The following is a 14,099-nucleotide window of genomic DNA, read 5'->3' as shown; positions in this document are numbered from 1 at the left end:
GCTCAGTCGACCACGGTGCCGGCGGCCACGGCCGCCCGCAGCTCGCTCACGTCGATCGAGCCGGTCGGCACGTCCCGCTCGATCGGCAGGTACATCCGCTGCACCCCGGCCACGATGGCCTCGACGACCCGGTCCCGGAACCGGGGGTCGACGAGCCGGCTCCGGTCGTCCGGTGAGGTCAGGTAACCCACCTCGACGCGGACCGCCGGCATCCGGGTGAGCCGGAGCAGGTCCCACGCCTTGGCGTGGGTGCGGCAGTCGCGCAGCCCGGTGCGGGCCACGATTTCCCGCTGCACCAGCCCGGCCAGGCGTTCCCCGGTGGCCGAGGTGACGCCGTTGTCGGTGCCGTAGTGGTAGGTGGCGACCCCGTCGGCCTCCGGGTTGGCGTGCCCGTCGGTGTGCAGGGAGATGAACACGTCGGCGCTGAGCGAGTTGGCGAGTTGGGCGCGGTCCGCGTCCGGCAGGCAGGTCCGGGGCGCGGGCCCCCGGGTCAGCTGCACCCGTACGCCGGCCGCCGCGAGCCGGCCCTCCAGTCGGCTGGCCAGGTCGTGCACGAGGTCGGCCTCGCTCCAGCGCAGCGCCCCGTCGGGCACCACCACGCCGGGGTCGGTGCCGCCGTGGCCCGGGTCGATCACCACGGTCCGGCCGACGAGCGTCGGTCCGGCCTGGCGGATGGCGTCGGACTCGCGGAGCCACTGCGGCCGGCCGCCGACCACCTTGCGGCCGAGGCGGCGCAGCGCGTTGACGGTGTGCGGGCCGCACGCGCCGTCCGGTTTCAGGCCCATCTCGCGCTGGAACTGGGCCACCGCGCGGGAGGTGCGCAGGCCGTAGATGGCGTCGGCGCGGCCCACGTCGTACCCCATTTCCAGCAGGCGTTCCTGGAGGGACCGGACGTCCTCGCCGGTGAGCGGCTCGGGCACGGCGTGGTAGAGGGCGCGGGCGCCGAACCGCCAGCGGGCCGCGTCGAGCGCCCGCCAGGTCTCCGCGCCGACGCGCCCGTCGACGCTGAGGCCGCGGGACTGCTGGAAGGCGCGGACCGCGCGTTCCGTCTCGGCGTCGTAGGCGTCGGCCCGGCCGTCCGCGGGGAGGAGTTCCAGGCCGGCGAGGACGGTGCGGACCTCGGCCACCGCGGGGCCTCGGTCACCGGGTCGGATCGGACGCACGACGACCCCCTCTGTACGGGCGTCGGCGGAGGCGGAGCTCCGGCGGACGCCTACGGAGCGTACCGTGGCCGGTTACCCTCAGGGTTCGTCTTCGCGCAGGTCAGGACGCCGAAGCCCTCGTCACCCGGGTGGGGTGACGAGGGCTCCGGCGGTGTCGGGTGCGGCTCAGAGCGCCGACTCGATGAGCTTGACCAGCTCACCCTTCGGCTTGGCGCCGGCGATCGACTGCACCGGCTCACCGTCCTTGAAGATGGTGAGCGTCGGCACGGACATCACCCGGTAGGTGCGGGCCGTCTCGGGGTTCTCGTCGATGTTGAGCTTGACGATGGTGACCTGGTCACTCATCTCGCCCGCGATCTCCTCCAGCAGCGGCGAGACCTTGCGGCACGGACCGCACCATTCCGCCCAGAAGTCGACCAGAACCGGCTTGTCGGACTTCAGCACGTCGGCCGCGAAGCTCGCGTCCGTGACCGCCTTGGTTGCTCCCACTATGAACCCTCCTCCGAACCGGAAAAATTTCAGTCTTGCAGGGTGGCGATGAAACGCTCGGCGTCGAGCGCGGCGGCACAGCCGGTGCCGGCCGCCGTGATGGCCTGCCGGTAGGTGTGGTCGACCACGTCGCCGGCGGCGAAGACGCCGGGCAGGCTGGTGCGGGTGCTCGGCGCCTGCACCTGCACGTACCCCTCGTCGTCGAGTGCCACCTGACCGCGGAACAGCTCGCTGCGCGGGTCGTGGCCGATCGCCACGAAGACACCCGTGACGTCGAGCACCTTGGTCTCGCCGGTGTGCACGTCGCGCACGCGTACGCCGCTGACCTTGCCGTCGTCGCCGAGGATCTCCTCGACCGTGGTGTTCCACTCGACCTTGATCTTCTCGTTGCCGAGCGCCCGCTCGGCCATGATCTTGCTGGCCCGGAACGAGTCGCGGCGGTGGATGATCGTCACCGACTCGGCGAAGCGGGTGAGGAAGCTCGCCTCCTCCATTGCCGAGTCGCCGCCGCCGACCACCACGATGTGCTGGTTGCGGAAGAAGAAGCCGTCACAGGTGGCACAGGACGACACGCCGTGGCCGAGGTATTCCTGCTCGCCCGGCACGCCCAGCGGGCGCCAGGCCGAGCCGGTGGAGAGGATGACCGCCCGCGCCCGGTAGGCGGTCTCGCCCACCCAGACGGTGCTCACCGCGTCGGAACCGATCTCGCCGGTGTCCTTCAGCTCGACCCGGGTCACGTCGTCGGTGAGGAACTCGGCACCGAACCGCTCGGCCTGCTTGCGCATGTTGTCCATCAGCTCGGGGCCGAGGATGCCGTCCGCGAAGCCGGGGAAGTTTTCCACCTCGGTGGTGGTCATCAGCGCGCCACCGGACTGCACGCCCTCGATCACCAGCGGCTTGAGGTTGGCGCGCGCGGCGTAGACCGCCGCGGTGTAGCCGGCCGGGCCGGAGCCGATGATGATCAGGTTGCGGACCTCGTCCACTGCCGTCTCCCGAAGTGTGTGTTCGCCGGCGACTCAGCGACGCCGACAACTGACTTGCAGAACGTCATCGTACGAAGGGGGGATTCCCGAGCCGGTCATCCGGTGGGTCACGTCACGTCGCGGGACAAGCCGGTGACCGCGGTTTCACCCTACCCGCGTACGGAAGCGGGTGTCCGCGCCGGACCCGGGTACACCGCATTCCGGGCCGCTCACCCACCCCCAGCGGGTGCCACCGGCGTCGGAGAACGTGACCACGAGCGCCGGGCGGCCCTGGAACCGGGCGTAGTCGACCAGGTCGACGGTGAGCGGAGCGCCGCCGTGCTCGACGCCGATCGCGGTCAGGCAGGCGGCCAGCGCCTCGGGCCGGTCGAGCCGGTCCAGTCCGCCGACCTCACCGAGGCGGTATTTCTGGTTCGTCCGGGGCGCGTCCGCGCCGCCGGCCGCCGAGGCATCCGAGGGGCCGGCGACCTCCGGCCGGTTCGCCTTCGGCGAGTTGCCGCCGGCGAGGCGTTCCGGGGTCCAGTCGGCGCCACTGTGTAGGGCCGGTCCGGTGGTCCGGTACGGCGCGGCGGCCATCGGCGCCGCCTCGCCGGCCGTCCGGTCCGCCGTACCGCTGTCGCCGCCCGAGTCGACCAGCCGGCCGACGCCGAGACCCACGGCGGCGACCGAGGCCGCGGCCAGCGCCACCGGCCCGGCGAGCCGGGCCCAGCGCCGCGAGCGTCGCCCCGGCCCGGTGTGCCCCTCGGGTTGGGTCGCCGCCCCGGGCGGGCGGGTGGCCCGGCCCGGTTGCGCCGGTACGACGACCCGCGTTCCGTCCCGGTCCACCGGGGTGGGCCTGTGGTCGGCGGCCGGGCCGGCGCCGGCGAGCGCGGCCGTGATCCGCTCGGCAACCGTCGCCGGCAGTTCCGGCGCGGGCGCCCCGGCGAGGCCGGCCAGGTCGGCGTGCACCAGGTCGAGTGCGCGGGTCAGGTCCGCGTACGCGGCTCCCCAGGCCCGGTCCCGCTCGACCAGCCGGGCCACCGTCGCCTGCTCGGGGGTGCCCTCCAGCGCCCCGCCGAGATAGTCGGCGAGCAGGTCGTGGTCGACCTCGCTGAACTCCCGGGAACTCACGGCTCCTCCTGGCTGGCGTCCGGCCGGGCACGTCCCGACGAGGATCCGACGCCCTGGGACGGCCGGTGGTTCCCCGCGGTGACGCGGGGCACGTCCGGGGCGTCGTCGGACCCGGTGCGCAGGTGCCCCAGGAGCACGGCGAGCCGAGCACGGCCGCGGGCGCACCGGCTCTTCACCGTCCCCTCGGCGACACCGAGGATCCGGGCCACCTCGGCCACCGGATAGCCCTGCACGTCGACCAGGACCAGCGCGGCCCGCTGCTCCGCCGGCAGGGCCGCGAGCGCCTGCCGGACCACGAGCGCGGTGTCGTGGTCCGGGACCGGCGCGGCCGGTTCCACGCCACCTGTGTGTCGTCCCCCGTCGCCGTGCGCGCCGTCCGGCAGCGGGACGGTGGCGTGGGTCTGCCGCCGCCGCATCCGGTCCAGGCACGCGTTGACCACGATCCGGTGCAGCCAGGTGGTCACCGCCGAGTCGCCCCGGAACCGGGCCGCGGCGCGGTGCGCCGACAGCATCGCGTCCTGGAGCGCGTCGGCCGCCTCCTCGCGGTCACCGATCGTCCGCAGGGCCACCGCCCAGAGCCGGTCGCGGTGCCTGTGGAACAGCTCGGTGAAGGCGTCCCGGTCGCCCGCGACGTGGGCCCGGAGCAGTTCCAGGTCGGAACCGGCCGGCGGGCCGTCGTGGATCGCCGGCGTACGGCTCACGAGCCCTGGACCGTGATCTCCTGGACCCCTACCTTCCAGCCGCTGCCGTCGTCCTTCTTCGGCAGCTCGGTGATCCAGAGGAGGAGGTACTGGTATTTCTGGGCCGGGTCGAACCCGTTGAAGATCATGGTGGTGCCGGAGTCCTCGAACGGCTGCCCGATCACGGTGGAGTAGGCCGCGACGAGGTCCTTGTCGCCCTGCGAGGTGGACGGGAAGTCCTTGGCGCCGGCGCGTAGCTCGGCCGAGGCGCCGGAGGTCGACAGGGTGGCCTGGAGCGACTTGACCGTGCGGGGCGCGCCCAGGTCGACCCAGACGCCCATGCCCTTCTTGAAGTTGCCGAACTTGGCCGCCGTGTAGGTGTCGGTCTCCCAGCCCTTGTCGGAGTCGCCGTCGATCACCTTCTCGACGTCGTTCAGCTCGTCCCGTTTGCTGCTGTCCGGGTCGATGATCCGGACGTCCTGGATGACGAGCTTGCGGGCGGCCGGCGTCGCGGGCTCGCTGTTGCCGCCTTCGGCGGGAGCGCTGCTGGACGGCTGGCCCACCGGCTCCTTGTCACTGTCGCCACCACCGAGCACGCTGATGCCGACCAGCAGCCCGACCAGGGCCACCGCCAGCAGGCCGGCGATGCCCAGCGCGACCTTGCGGCCACCGGCCGCGGCCAGCGGCGACGGCTCCTCGCCGGGTTCGGCCGTGAAACGCAGCGGACCGGCCTGCTCCAGGAACTGCTCGTCGGCCGGGATGTCCAGCCGGCTCAGCTCCGCCGACAGCACGTCCGACGAGGGCGGGGCGATCTCCGGGTCGAGCAGGTCCATGGTGAGGTCGTCGAGGTACGCGGGCACGCCGGCGCGCACCTGCCGCGGCGCGGCGATGCCACCGCCGGCGTCCCGGACCGCGTCGGGGAGAGCGGCCCGGCCGTGGCCCGCGGTGGCGCCGTGCAACGGCGCCTCGCCGTGCGGCCAGTGGCCGGTCAGGGCGAAGTAGAGCACGCCGCCCACGGCCCGCAGGTCGTTCTCCTGGCTGTCCGCCCCGTCGGTGCGTGCGTCGGCCAGCACCACCCGGCCGTCGTCGCTGATCATGACGGTGCCGGGGTGGAGGTTGCCGTGCACCATGCCGGTGGCGTGCACCGCGGCGAGCGCGCTGGCGACGGCGTTGCCGATCGCGGTCGCGCGGGCCGGGTCCAGCGGGCCGTCGGCGGCCACCATCTCGCGCAGCGACTGGCCGTCCACCCACTCGCGGACCACGTACGCCCGGTCGTCCTCGTCGATCGCGTCGTAGACGCCGACCAGGTTGGGGTGGATGACCCGGCTCGCCGCGACGGCGGCCTGGAGCATCTCGGTGGCGGAGTCACCGCCCGGGTAGCGGAGGACCACCGCGACGGGACGGCGCAGCACCACGTCGACCCCGCGCCAGACCAGCCGGCCGGCACTGTCGTTGTTGATGTGCTCGACCAGCTCGTAGCGCTCGGCGAGCAGCTCACCGACGGTGGGAGCACCGAGGGTCACGACCGCGGGAGAGGTCTCCTCCGCTTCCTGACCCTCGCCGACCTGGGTCACCCGTCCTCCCTCGGTGATCGTGTCGATCGATGGACCCGTGCTGCTGGGCATGTGTTTCCCGCTCTGGCTTCGGTGGAACCGGCACGGTCGGCGACGCCGGACGTACCCGTCGAGAGCGACCTTACCCGGGATGCCCGGTTCTCCGACATGTCATCTTCCCGCTGCGGCCGGCGACAAGCCAGTCACGCGGACACGCACCGCCAATCTAGAGGTTGACGGCAAGTGATCGACGTAGGGGCGTACCGGTGTGGCGTGCCCGTGGTTTCCCCCTCTCAGCCGGGGCACCCTCGTCCGTACGGTTGGTTATCCACAGGCCGAGGGGTCCACTGGACGGCGGAATTCCGAGTTATCCACAGCCGTATCCCCAACCTGGTGATCCTCGTTCACCGTCGGTCACCGATGGTTTCAGCGCCCGAGTCGCCGCCGCACCATCCCCACCACTTCGGTGATCTCACCGATCCGCAGCAGCATGGCCAGCCCGAGGTAGGTACCGCCGATCACCGCGCCGCCGATCACCAGTTGGACCGCCGCGGCCAGCCGGCTCAGGCCCTCCGGGTCGCCGGGGAGCACCGCGACCACGAGCACCCCGACCAGTGCGGCGCCCAGCGCGGCCACCACCACCCGACCGAGGGTCTTCATGATCCGGCCCAGCCCGATCCGGCCCACCCGGGGCCGCAGCAGCATGGCCGAGATGATCGCCGCGGCCAGGTACGACACGGCGTTACCGAGCATCATCCCGGCCGCCGCGAACGTGTTCGAGAAGATCAGGAAGAGGCCCACCTGGAGCAGCACCCGCAGGATCACCACCGGGATGTTGATCAGCGCGGGGGTGCGGGTGTCCGGCAGCGCGTAGAAGGCGAACGTGAAGAGCTGGCTGACCGCGAACGGCACCAGCCCGAGCGCCGCCACCAGCAGGACCGTCGACGTGGCCACCGCGTTGTCGCCGTCGAAGGCGCCGTAGCGGAACACCATCACGGAGATCGGCCCGGCCAGCACGGCGTAGCAGACCGCGATCGGGGCCAGCACCGCGGTGACCATCCGGGTGCCGCGGGACAGGTCGGCGGTGACGTCGGCGAACCGGCCCTCGGCGGCGGACGCGCTCATCCGGGGCATCAGCGCCGTGATGATCGAGACCGCGATGATGCCGTGCGCCATCATCAGCAGCAGGAACACGTTGTTGTAGATCAGCAGACCGGCGTTCTTGCCCCCGGCGGCGCGGGTGAGCAGGTTGACCACGACGAAGAGACCGAGCTGGTTGACCCCGACGTAGCAGAACATCCAGCCGCCGAGCCGGGCCAGCTCCGCCAGGCCGAGCGCGCGGAAGTCGAACCGCCACTTCCACCGGAAGTCGACCTTGCGCAGCGCGGGCAGCAGCCCGGCGGTCTGGACCGCGACGCCGAGCAGCGTGCCGCCGCCGATCAGCAGGACGCGTTCCCAGCTCATCTCGCCGGGTTGGATGATCTTGGCGCCGAAGACCGCGATGTAGATCCCGCAGACGGCGATGACCACCAGGTTGTTCAGGATTGGTGCCCACATCGGCGCGGCGAAGTGCCCGCGGGTGTTCAGCACCGCGGCGATAAGCGCGCTCACGCCGGTGAAAAACAGCATCGGCAGCATCAGGTACGACAGTCCGGTGACCAGGCCCTGGTAGTCCTGGTCCTTGCCGCCCGCGTAGATGGCGGTGAGCACCGAGGCCCCGGCCATGGCGATCAGCGCGACGGCCGCCAGCGCCAGCACGGCGAGCGTGAGCAACCGCTGCGAGTACGCCTCGCCCCGGTCCGGGTCGGACTTGCGCCTCCGGACCAGCACCGGGATCAACACGCTGGTGAGCACGCCGCCGAGCAGGAACTCGTAGACCTGGTTCGGCAGGAAGATCGCGGTGGTGTAGGCGTCGCCGACGAGCGCGCCACCGAGCGCGGCCCCGATCATCAGGTTGCGGATGAACCCCGTACCCCGGCTGACCAGGCTGCCGACCGCCATCACCGCGCTGTTCGCGGCGGCGCTGGTCTCGGCGACCACCTCCTGGGGCGGCGCGACCGCCTCGACGCCCGGCTGGTTCAGCGGCTCCGCCGAGATGAAGGTGGCGCCGTCGTCCGGCGGCAGGCCGCCGTCGTGCGCGTTCGCGCTGCGGTAGAGCCCGCCGCCGCTCATCTCCCAGCCTCCAAGGGGTACGTCGGAGCCCGGCCCCGCCGACCCCGCACAACCGGAACCTTAGTCAACCTCGGCCCGTTACCCACGCCCGGCGCGGTCGATCCACCCCGCGACCGATAGGCTGGCGATCCCATGTCCGAAGCCTCCGCCGCCGCTTCCGCCGCCGCTCGCCCCGAGCTGACCGCCGCGCAGCGCAACGCCGTCGCCGAACTGCTCCGCGTCTCCCCGGTCGCCGACGAGTTGGGCCGGCGTTTCGCCCGAGCCGGTCACGAACTGCACCTGGTAGGCGGTTCGGTCCGGGACGCGTTGCTCGGCCGGCTCGGCAACGACCTGGACTTCTGCACCGACGCCCACCCGGACGACACCGTGAAGGTCATCCGGGGCTGGGCCGAGTCGATCTGGGAGACCGGCCGCGAGTTCGGCACCATCGCCTGCCAGCGCGACGGCCTCAACCTGGAGATCACCACCTTCCGGGCAGAGGTCTACGACCAGGTGAGCCGCAACCCGGTGGTGCGGTACGGCACCAGCCTGACCGAGGACCTGAAGCGCCGCGACTTCACCGTCAACGCGATGGCGGTGAGCCTCCCGGAGCACCGGTTCACCGACCCGTACGGCGGCCTGGCCGACCTCGCCGCGAAGATCATCCGTACCCCGGGCACGCCTGAGGAATCGTTCCGCGACGACCCGTTGCGGATGCTGCGCGCGGCCCGGTTCGCCGCCCAGCTCCGCTTCGCCGTCCACCCCGACGTCCGCGCCGCGATGGCCCGGATGGCCGGCGACCTCGACCGGATCACCGCCGAGCGGATCCGGGACGAGTTCACCAAGCTGCTGTGCGGAGCCGATCCGGTGACCGGGCTGCGCCTGCTCGTCGACACCGGCCTGGCCGAGCGTTTCCTGCCGGAGCTGACCGGTCTCAAGCTCACCATCGACGAGCACGCCCAGCACAAGGACGTCTACGAGCACACGCTGACCGTGGTCACCAACGCCATGTCGATGGAGTCCGAAGGCTGCGACTTCGTGCTGCGGATGGCCGCGCTGATGCACGACGTCGGCAAGCCCGGCACCAAGGCGGTCGGCTCGGACGGCCGGGTCAGCTTCCACCACCACGAGGTGGTCGGCGCCCGGCTCACCAAGGCCCGGATGAAGGCGCTGCGCTATCCCAAGGACGTCACCTCCCAGGTGGTCAAGCTGGTCGGGCTGCACCTGCGCTTCTACGGGTACGGCCGGGGCGAGTGGACCGACTCGGCGGTGCGGCGGTACGTCACCGACGCCGGTGACCTGTTGTCCCGGCTGCACAAGCTGACCCGTTCCGACTGCACCACCCGCAACCGTCGCAAGGCGGCCCAGCTCGCCGCCGACTACGACGCGCTGGAGGAGCGGATCGCCCGGATCGCGGCCGAGGAGGACCTGGCCCGGGTCCGCCCCGACCTGGACGGCAACGCGATCATGGAGCTGCTCGGCGTACCGCCGGGGCCGGTGGTCGGCCGCGCCTGGCAGCACCTCAAGGAGTTGCGCCTGGAGCGCGGGCCGCTGGACCGCGACGAGGCCGAGGCGGAGTTGCTGCGTTGGGCGCGCGTCGAGGGCATCCTCGACCGAGAGTGACGACGATACGGCGGCGTGTCGACCGAAAGGTTGACGCGTGTCGGTCGATGTCTCCCGCATGATGAAGGTCATCACCAGCCCACCCGGATCGACGGTGCGGCTGTCCTGATCGCACCCGCCCGTCCGCATCGGACGGTCGCTGGACACGGGGAGACTATTCAGTGTCACGTCACGGCGTGCTGCGCCGCTCCGCGCTGGTGGGGCTCGCTCTCACCTCCGCCACCTCCATCATCTGCGCCGCCTCGGGCGGCGCCGCCTCGGCCGACCCGGGTCCGAAGCGGGCTCCGGTCCGGGGCACCGACACGGCCGGGGCGGTGCCCGGCCGCTACATCGTCGTCCTCAAGGACGGCAAGGTCAGCCCGGCCAGGGTGAAGTCCGCCGCGTCGGCCCTGGCCGGTGAGCACGGCGGCACCGTCCGCCGGGTCTTCGGCAAGGCCTTGAACGGCTACTCCGCCAGCATGAACAGCCGGCAGGCCGAGCGCCTGGCCGCGGACCCGGACGTCGAGTTCGTCCAGCAGGTCCAGCGCTACTCGGCCACCGGCACCCAGACCAACCCGCCCTGGGGGCTGGACCGGATCGACGAGCTGAGCCCGAAGACCGACGGCACGTACACCTTTTCGGCGACGGGCGCCGGGGTGACCGCCTACGTCATCGACAGCGGCATCGACATCGACCACCAGGACTTCGGCGGGCGGGCCAGCTACGGCTACGACGCCATCGACGACGACGTCGCGCAGGACTGCGACGGGCACGGCACGCACGTGGCCGGCACCCTCGGCGGCACGAAGTACGGCGTCGCCAAGGACGTCAAACTGGTCGCGGTCCGGGTGCTGAACTGCGAGGGCGAGGGCGACAGTGAGGACGTGATCGCCGGTGTCGACTGGGTCACCGGGCGCGCCAGCGGCCCGGCCGTGGCCAACATGAGCCTCGGCGGGGACAACGACCCGGCGCTCAACGAGGCGGTGGCCCGCTCCATCGCTTCCGGCATCACCTACGCGATCGCAGCCGGCAACAGTTGGAGCGACGCCTGCGCAGCCTCGCCGGCGAACGTCTCGGCTGCGATCACGGTCGGCGCCACCGACCGGCTCGACTACCGGGCCTGGTTCTCCAACTGGGGACCCTGCCTGGACACGTTCGCCCCGGGCGCGGCCATCGAGTCGGCGAAGGCCGGCACCACGAACGGGTCGGTCTCGTTCAGCGGCACGTCGATGGCCTCTCCGCACGTCGCGGGCGCCGCCGCGCTGGCGCTTGAAGCACACCCGACCTGGACCCCGCAGCAGGTGCGCAACTCGCTCGTCACCACCGGCGTCAGCGGCGCGGTGCACGACACCATGGGCTCGCTCGACCGGCTCCTGCACGTCGGTACCCCGGCCACGGTCCGGTCCGCGTACGGGCTCAAGGCCCGGATCAACGGCCTGCACGTCACCGCGGACAGCGCCGGCAACAAGGCGCTCGTCGCGCGCGGCACCTCGGTCGGCGCCTGGGAGAAGTACGACGTGGTCGACGCCGGCGACGGCCTGTACGGGCTGCGCGCCACCGTCAACAACAAGTTCGTGACCGCGGACAGCGCCGGCAACAAGCCGCTGATCGCCCGCGCCGACACCATCGGCGCCTGGGAGAAGTTCCAGATCGCCGACAACAACGACGGCAGCGTCAGCCTCAAGGCGGCGGTCAACGGCAAGTACGTCACCGCGCCGAGCGCCACCTCACCGCTGATCGCCAGCAAGGCGGCCATCGGCACCGCCGAGAAGTTCGACTTCGACGCGCCCGCCCCGGTCGTCGGCATCAAGGCGGTGGCCAATGGCAGCTACGTGACGGCGGAGAGCGCCGGCAGCAAACCGCTGATCGCCCGCAGCGCCACGGTCGGCGCCTGGGAGAAGTTCGAGGTGGTGAGCGTCGGTGACGGCTTCTTCAGCCTGCGGGCGCTCGTCAACAACAAGTTCGTGACCGCGGACAGCGCCGGCAACAAGCCGCTTATCGCCCGGGGCACGGAGATCGGCAACTGGGAGGTCTACGACTTCCTCGACTACAACGCCGACGGCTCGGTCTACCTGCGGGCGAACGCCAACGGCAAGGCGGTCACCGGCGGCGGCGAGCTGATCGCCAGCCGCACCATCGACTGGGACAGCGAGACCCTGGGCCTGGGCGCCGACGAGAAGTTCATCTTCGCCGCGCTCTGACCCGTACCACGCACGGCGCCCGCCGGCTCCCCTCGGGAACCGGCGGGCGCCGTCGTACGTCACGGGTTGACCGTGCTGCCGTCCACCGTGGTCTTGCCGTTGGTGTGCGCGCTGCCCAGCCGGGCGAGCAGCCCGGCCAGGTCGATGCCGGTCAGGTCGCTGCCGAGCTGGAGGCCCTGGGCGACGTTGCCGGCCACCGACTTGGTGAGCGACGAGGCGCCGTCGGTGGAGATGACCGTCATCTTGTCGATCGCGCCGATCGGGGCGCTGGCCGCGCCGACCACCTCGGGCAGCACCTTGACCAGCAGGTCCAGCACCGCGGCCTCGCCGTACGCGGCGAACGCCTCGGCCTTGCGGGCCATCGCGTCGGCCTCCGCCTGGCCCTTCGCCAGGATGGCCGCGGCCTCGGCCTGGCCCTCCCGCTCGACCGCCTCGGCGATCGCGGAACGCCGGCGCTGCTCCGCCTCACCCTCCTTGGCGCCCTCGATCGCGTTCGCCTCGGCCAGCGCGGCGCGGCGGGCCCGCTCACCCTCACCGGTGAGCCGGGACTGCTCGGCGACGGCCTGGGCGGCGGCGATGGTGGCCTGCCGCTCCGCGTCGGCGCGCAGCACCGCCGCGTTGCGGTTGGCCTCGGCCTCCTGCTCCACCTTGTACCGCTGCGCGTCGGCGGGCTTGCGCACCTCGGTGTCGAGCTGACGCTGCTTCAGCTCGGCGTTGCGCTCGGCCACCTTCTGCTGCTCGGAGAGGATGGCCTGGTCCCGCTCGGCCTGGGCGAGCGGACCGGCCGCCGCCGACTTCGCCTTCGCCGCGTCGATCTCGGCCTGGATGCCGGCCTGCTTGAGCGACAGGTTGCGGTTCGCCTCGGCGATCGCCTCCTCGGCGAGCAGCCGTTCCTGCTCGGCGGCCTGCCGGGCGCGGGCCTCGGCGATGGCCGCGTCCTTGAGCACCCGGGCGGCCTCGGGCCGACCCAGGTCGGCCAGGTACGACCCTTCGGCCAGGATGTCCTGGAGCTGGAACGTGTCCAGCACCAGACCCTGGTTGGTCATCGAGTGCTCGGCCTCCTCGGCGACCGCGCTGGCGAACGCGGCCCGGTCCCGGATGACCTCCTCGACGGTGAGCCGGCCGACGATCGAGCGCAGCGCGCCGGCCAGCACCTCCCGGGTGAAGTTGTCGATCTCGTCCTGCTGGTGCAGGAAGCGCTGGGCGGCGGCCCGGATCGCGTCCTCGGTGCCGCCGACCTTGACGATCGCGACGCCGTGCAGGTCGGCGCGGATGCCCTGCTTGCTCACCGCGCCCCGGATGCCGACGTCGATGCGCCGGCTGGACAGGTCGAGGGACTGGAGCTTCTGGACCACCGGCAGCACGAACACCGAGGCGCCGAGCACGACCTTCTGCCCGGACATGTCGGTGGATCGGATGCCCTCGGCGGTCTGGGTGGTCCGGCCCTTGCGGCCGGTGACGATGAACGCCTCGTTCGGCCCGGCCACCTTGATCCGGGAGAGCACGAAGAAGATGAGCAGGACGGCGAGGAGGACCGCGCCGCCGATGGCGACGAGCAGGGGCATGGGGGTTCCCGTCTGTGCTGAGGGTTTCAGTAGGTCTCGACGTGCACGCTGGTTTCGCTCAGTGCTTCGACCACGAAGATCCGGGCGCCGACCGCGAGCGGCCGGTCGGCACGGGCGTTGAGTTTGACCGGCTGGCCGGCGAGCCGCACCCGGACCTCGCCGTAGCCGCTGGCGGGGATCGGGGTCACGACCAGGCCGACCGCGCCGGCCAGATGGTCCCGGGTGGGGGTGGGATCGGTGCGCATGTTGCGGGCCGCGCGGCTCAGTCGGGCCGCCAGCCAGGCGGTGGGCACGGCGGCGAGCGCGCCGCCGGCCACCGCCGCCGCGATCATTCCGGGGGTACGCGCCCCGAGCAGCTCGTTGACGATCGCGGCGCCGAACCCGAACGCTCCGGTGAACCCGGCGACCGCCTCCAGCGACACCGGCCCGTCCACGTCCGGCTGGCCGAGGTGCAGCACTCCCGAGCCGAGCAGAGCGAGCGTCAGCACGCCGACCCCGGCTCCGCCGATGATCAGGAAGATGAGCGTCCCTGTGGCCACGACCTGCACGGTAGCCGGGTTGTGCAACATCCACTGCGTCCAGCGGCCGTTCAGCTTCGGCTG

At 72.2% G+C, this 14,099-nt stretch carries 11 protein-coding genes; 2 read left to right on the top strand and 9 right to left on the bottom strand.

Going from position 1 to position 14,099, the window contains the following annotated elements; translation table 11 throughout:
- Positions 1 to 2 precede the first annotated feature (2 nt).
- The 7 genes from O7613_RS25630 to murJ all read right to left on the bottom strand — a co-directional run bounded on the left by O7613_RS25630 (position 3) and on the right by murJ (position 8,150).
- Positions 3 to 1,163, bottom strand: coding sequence for an N-acetylmuramoyl-L-alanine amidase (locus O7613_RS25630; RefSeq protein ID WP_282290412.1), 1,161 nt, complete (start codon positions 1,161 to 1,163; stop codon positions 3 to 5).
- A 165-nt stretch (positions 1,164 to 1,328) separates the two neighbouring features.
- Positions 1,329 to 1,652, bottom strand: a complete 324-nt coding sequence (gene trxA, locus O7613_RS25625) for a thioredoxin (RefSeq protein ID WP_281585809.1) — start codon at positions 1,650 to 1,652, stop codon at positions 1,329 to 1,331.
- A gap of 29 nt (positions 1,653 to 1,681) precedes the next feature.
- Positions 1,682 to 2,635: a thioredoxin-disulfide reductase gene (gene trxB / locus O7613_RS25620; protein ID WP_281585810.1), complete on the bottom strand. Its 954-nt coding sequence runs from the start codon at positions 2,633 to 2,635 to the stop codon at positions 1,682 to 1,684.
- Between the two features lie 144 nt (positions 2,636 to 2,779).
- Positions 2,780 to 3,745 (bottom strand): hypothetical protein, encoded by a 966-nt coding sequence (locus O7613_RS25615; RefSeq protein ID WP_282290410.1) that lies wholly within the window; start codon positions 3,743 to 3,745, stop codon positions 2,780 to 2,782.
- On the bottom strand, positions 3,742 to 4,446 hold the full coding sequence (gene sigM / locus O7613_RS25610; RefSeq protein WP_282290408.1) for an RNA polymerase sigma factor SigM: 705 nt from the start codon (positions 4,444 to 4,446) through the stop codon (positions 3,742 to 3,744). Before sigM ends, O7613_RS25615 begins: the two co-directional genes overlap by 4 nt.
- Positions 4,443 to 6,050 (bottom strand): protein kinase family protein, encoded by a 1,608-nt coding sequence (locus tag O7613_RS25605; RefSeq protein ID WP_282290406.1) that lies wholly within the window; start codon positions 6,048 to 6,050, stop codon positions 4,443 to 4,445. The genes sigM and O7613_RS25605 overlap by 4 nt, the downstream gene beginning before the upstream one ends.
- 354 nt (positions 6,051 to 6,404) lie before the next feature.
- The gene (gene murJ / locus O7613_RS25600) at positions 6,405 to 8,150 is read right to left on the bottom strand and encodes a murein biosynthesis integral membrane protein MurJ (RefSeq protein WP_282290404.1); all 1,746 of its coding nucleotides are present in this window, start codon (positions 8,148 to 8,150) and stop codon (positions 6,405 to 6,407) included.
- A gap of 132 nt (positions 8,151 to 8,282) precedes the next feature.
- Between murJ and O7613_RS25595 the strand changes: the two genes are divergently transcribed.
- Both O7613_RS25595 and O7613_RS25590 read left to right on the top strand, forming a co-directional pair.
- The gene (locus O7613_RS25595; protein ID WP_281585815.1) at positions 8,283 to 9,752 is read left to right on the top strand and encodes a CCA tRNA nucleotidyltransferase; all 1,470 of its coding nucleotides are present in this window, start codon (positions 8,283 to 8,285) and stop codon (positions 9,750 to 9,752) included.
- A gap of 161 nt (positions 9,753 to 9,913) precedes the next feature.
- Entirely contained in the window at positions 9,914 to 11,932 is a 2,019-nt protein-coding gene (locus tag O7613_RS25590; RefSeq protein WP_282290403.1) for a S8 family serine peptidase, read from the top strand.
- 59 nt (positions 11,933 to 11,991) lie between these two features.
- On the opposite strand, the gene O7613_RS25585 is transcribed toward O7613_RS25590, so the two are convergent.
- Both O7613_RS25585 and O7613_RS25580 read right to left on the bottom strand, forming a co-directional pair.
- Positions 11,992 to 13,497, bottom strand: coding sequence for an SPFH domain-containing protein (locus tag O7613_RS25585; RefSeq protein ID WP_281585817.1), 1,506 nt, complete (start codon positions 13,495 to 13,497; stop codon positions 11,992 to 11,994).
- Between the two features lie 26 nt (positions 13,498 to 13,523).
- Positions 13,524 to 14,066: a hypothetical protein gene (locus O7613_RS25580; RefSeq protein WP_282290401.1), complete on the bottom strand. Its 543-nt coding sequence runs from the start codon at positions 14,064 to 14,066 to the stop codon at positions 13,524 to 13,526.
- Positions 14,067 to 14,099: the final 33 nt, after the last annotated feature.

Origin of the sequence: Micromonospora sp. WMMD975 (genome assembly GCF_029581215.1) — a bacterium.
In the GTDB taxonomy this organism is placed as follows: domain Bacteria; phylum Actinomycetota; class Actinomycetes; order Mycobacteriales; family Micromonosporaceae; genus Micromonospora.
This window is presented reverse-complemented; position numbering and strand designations above follow the sequence as displayed.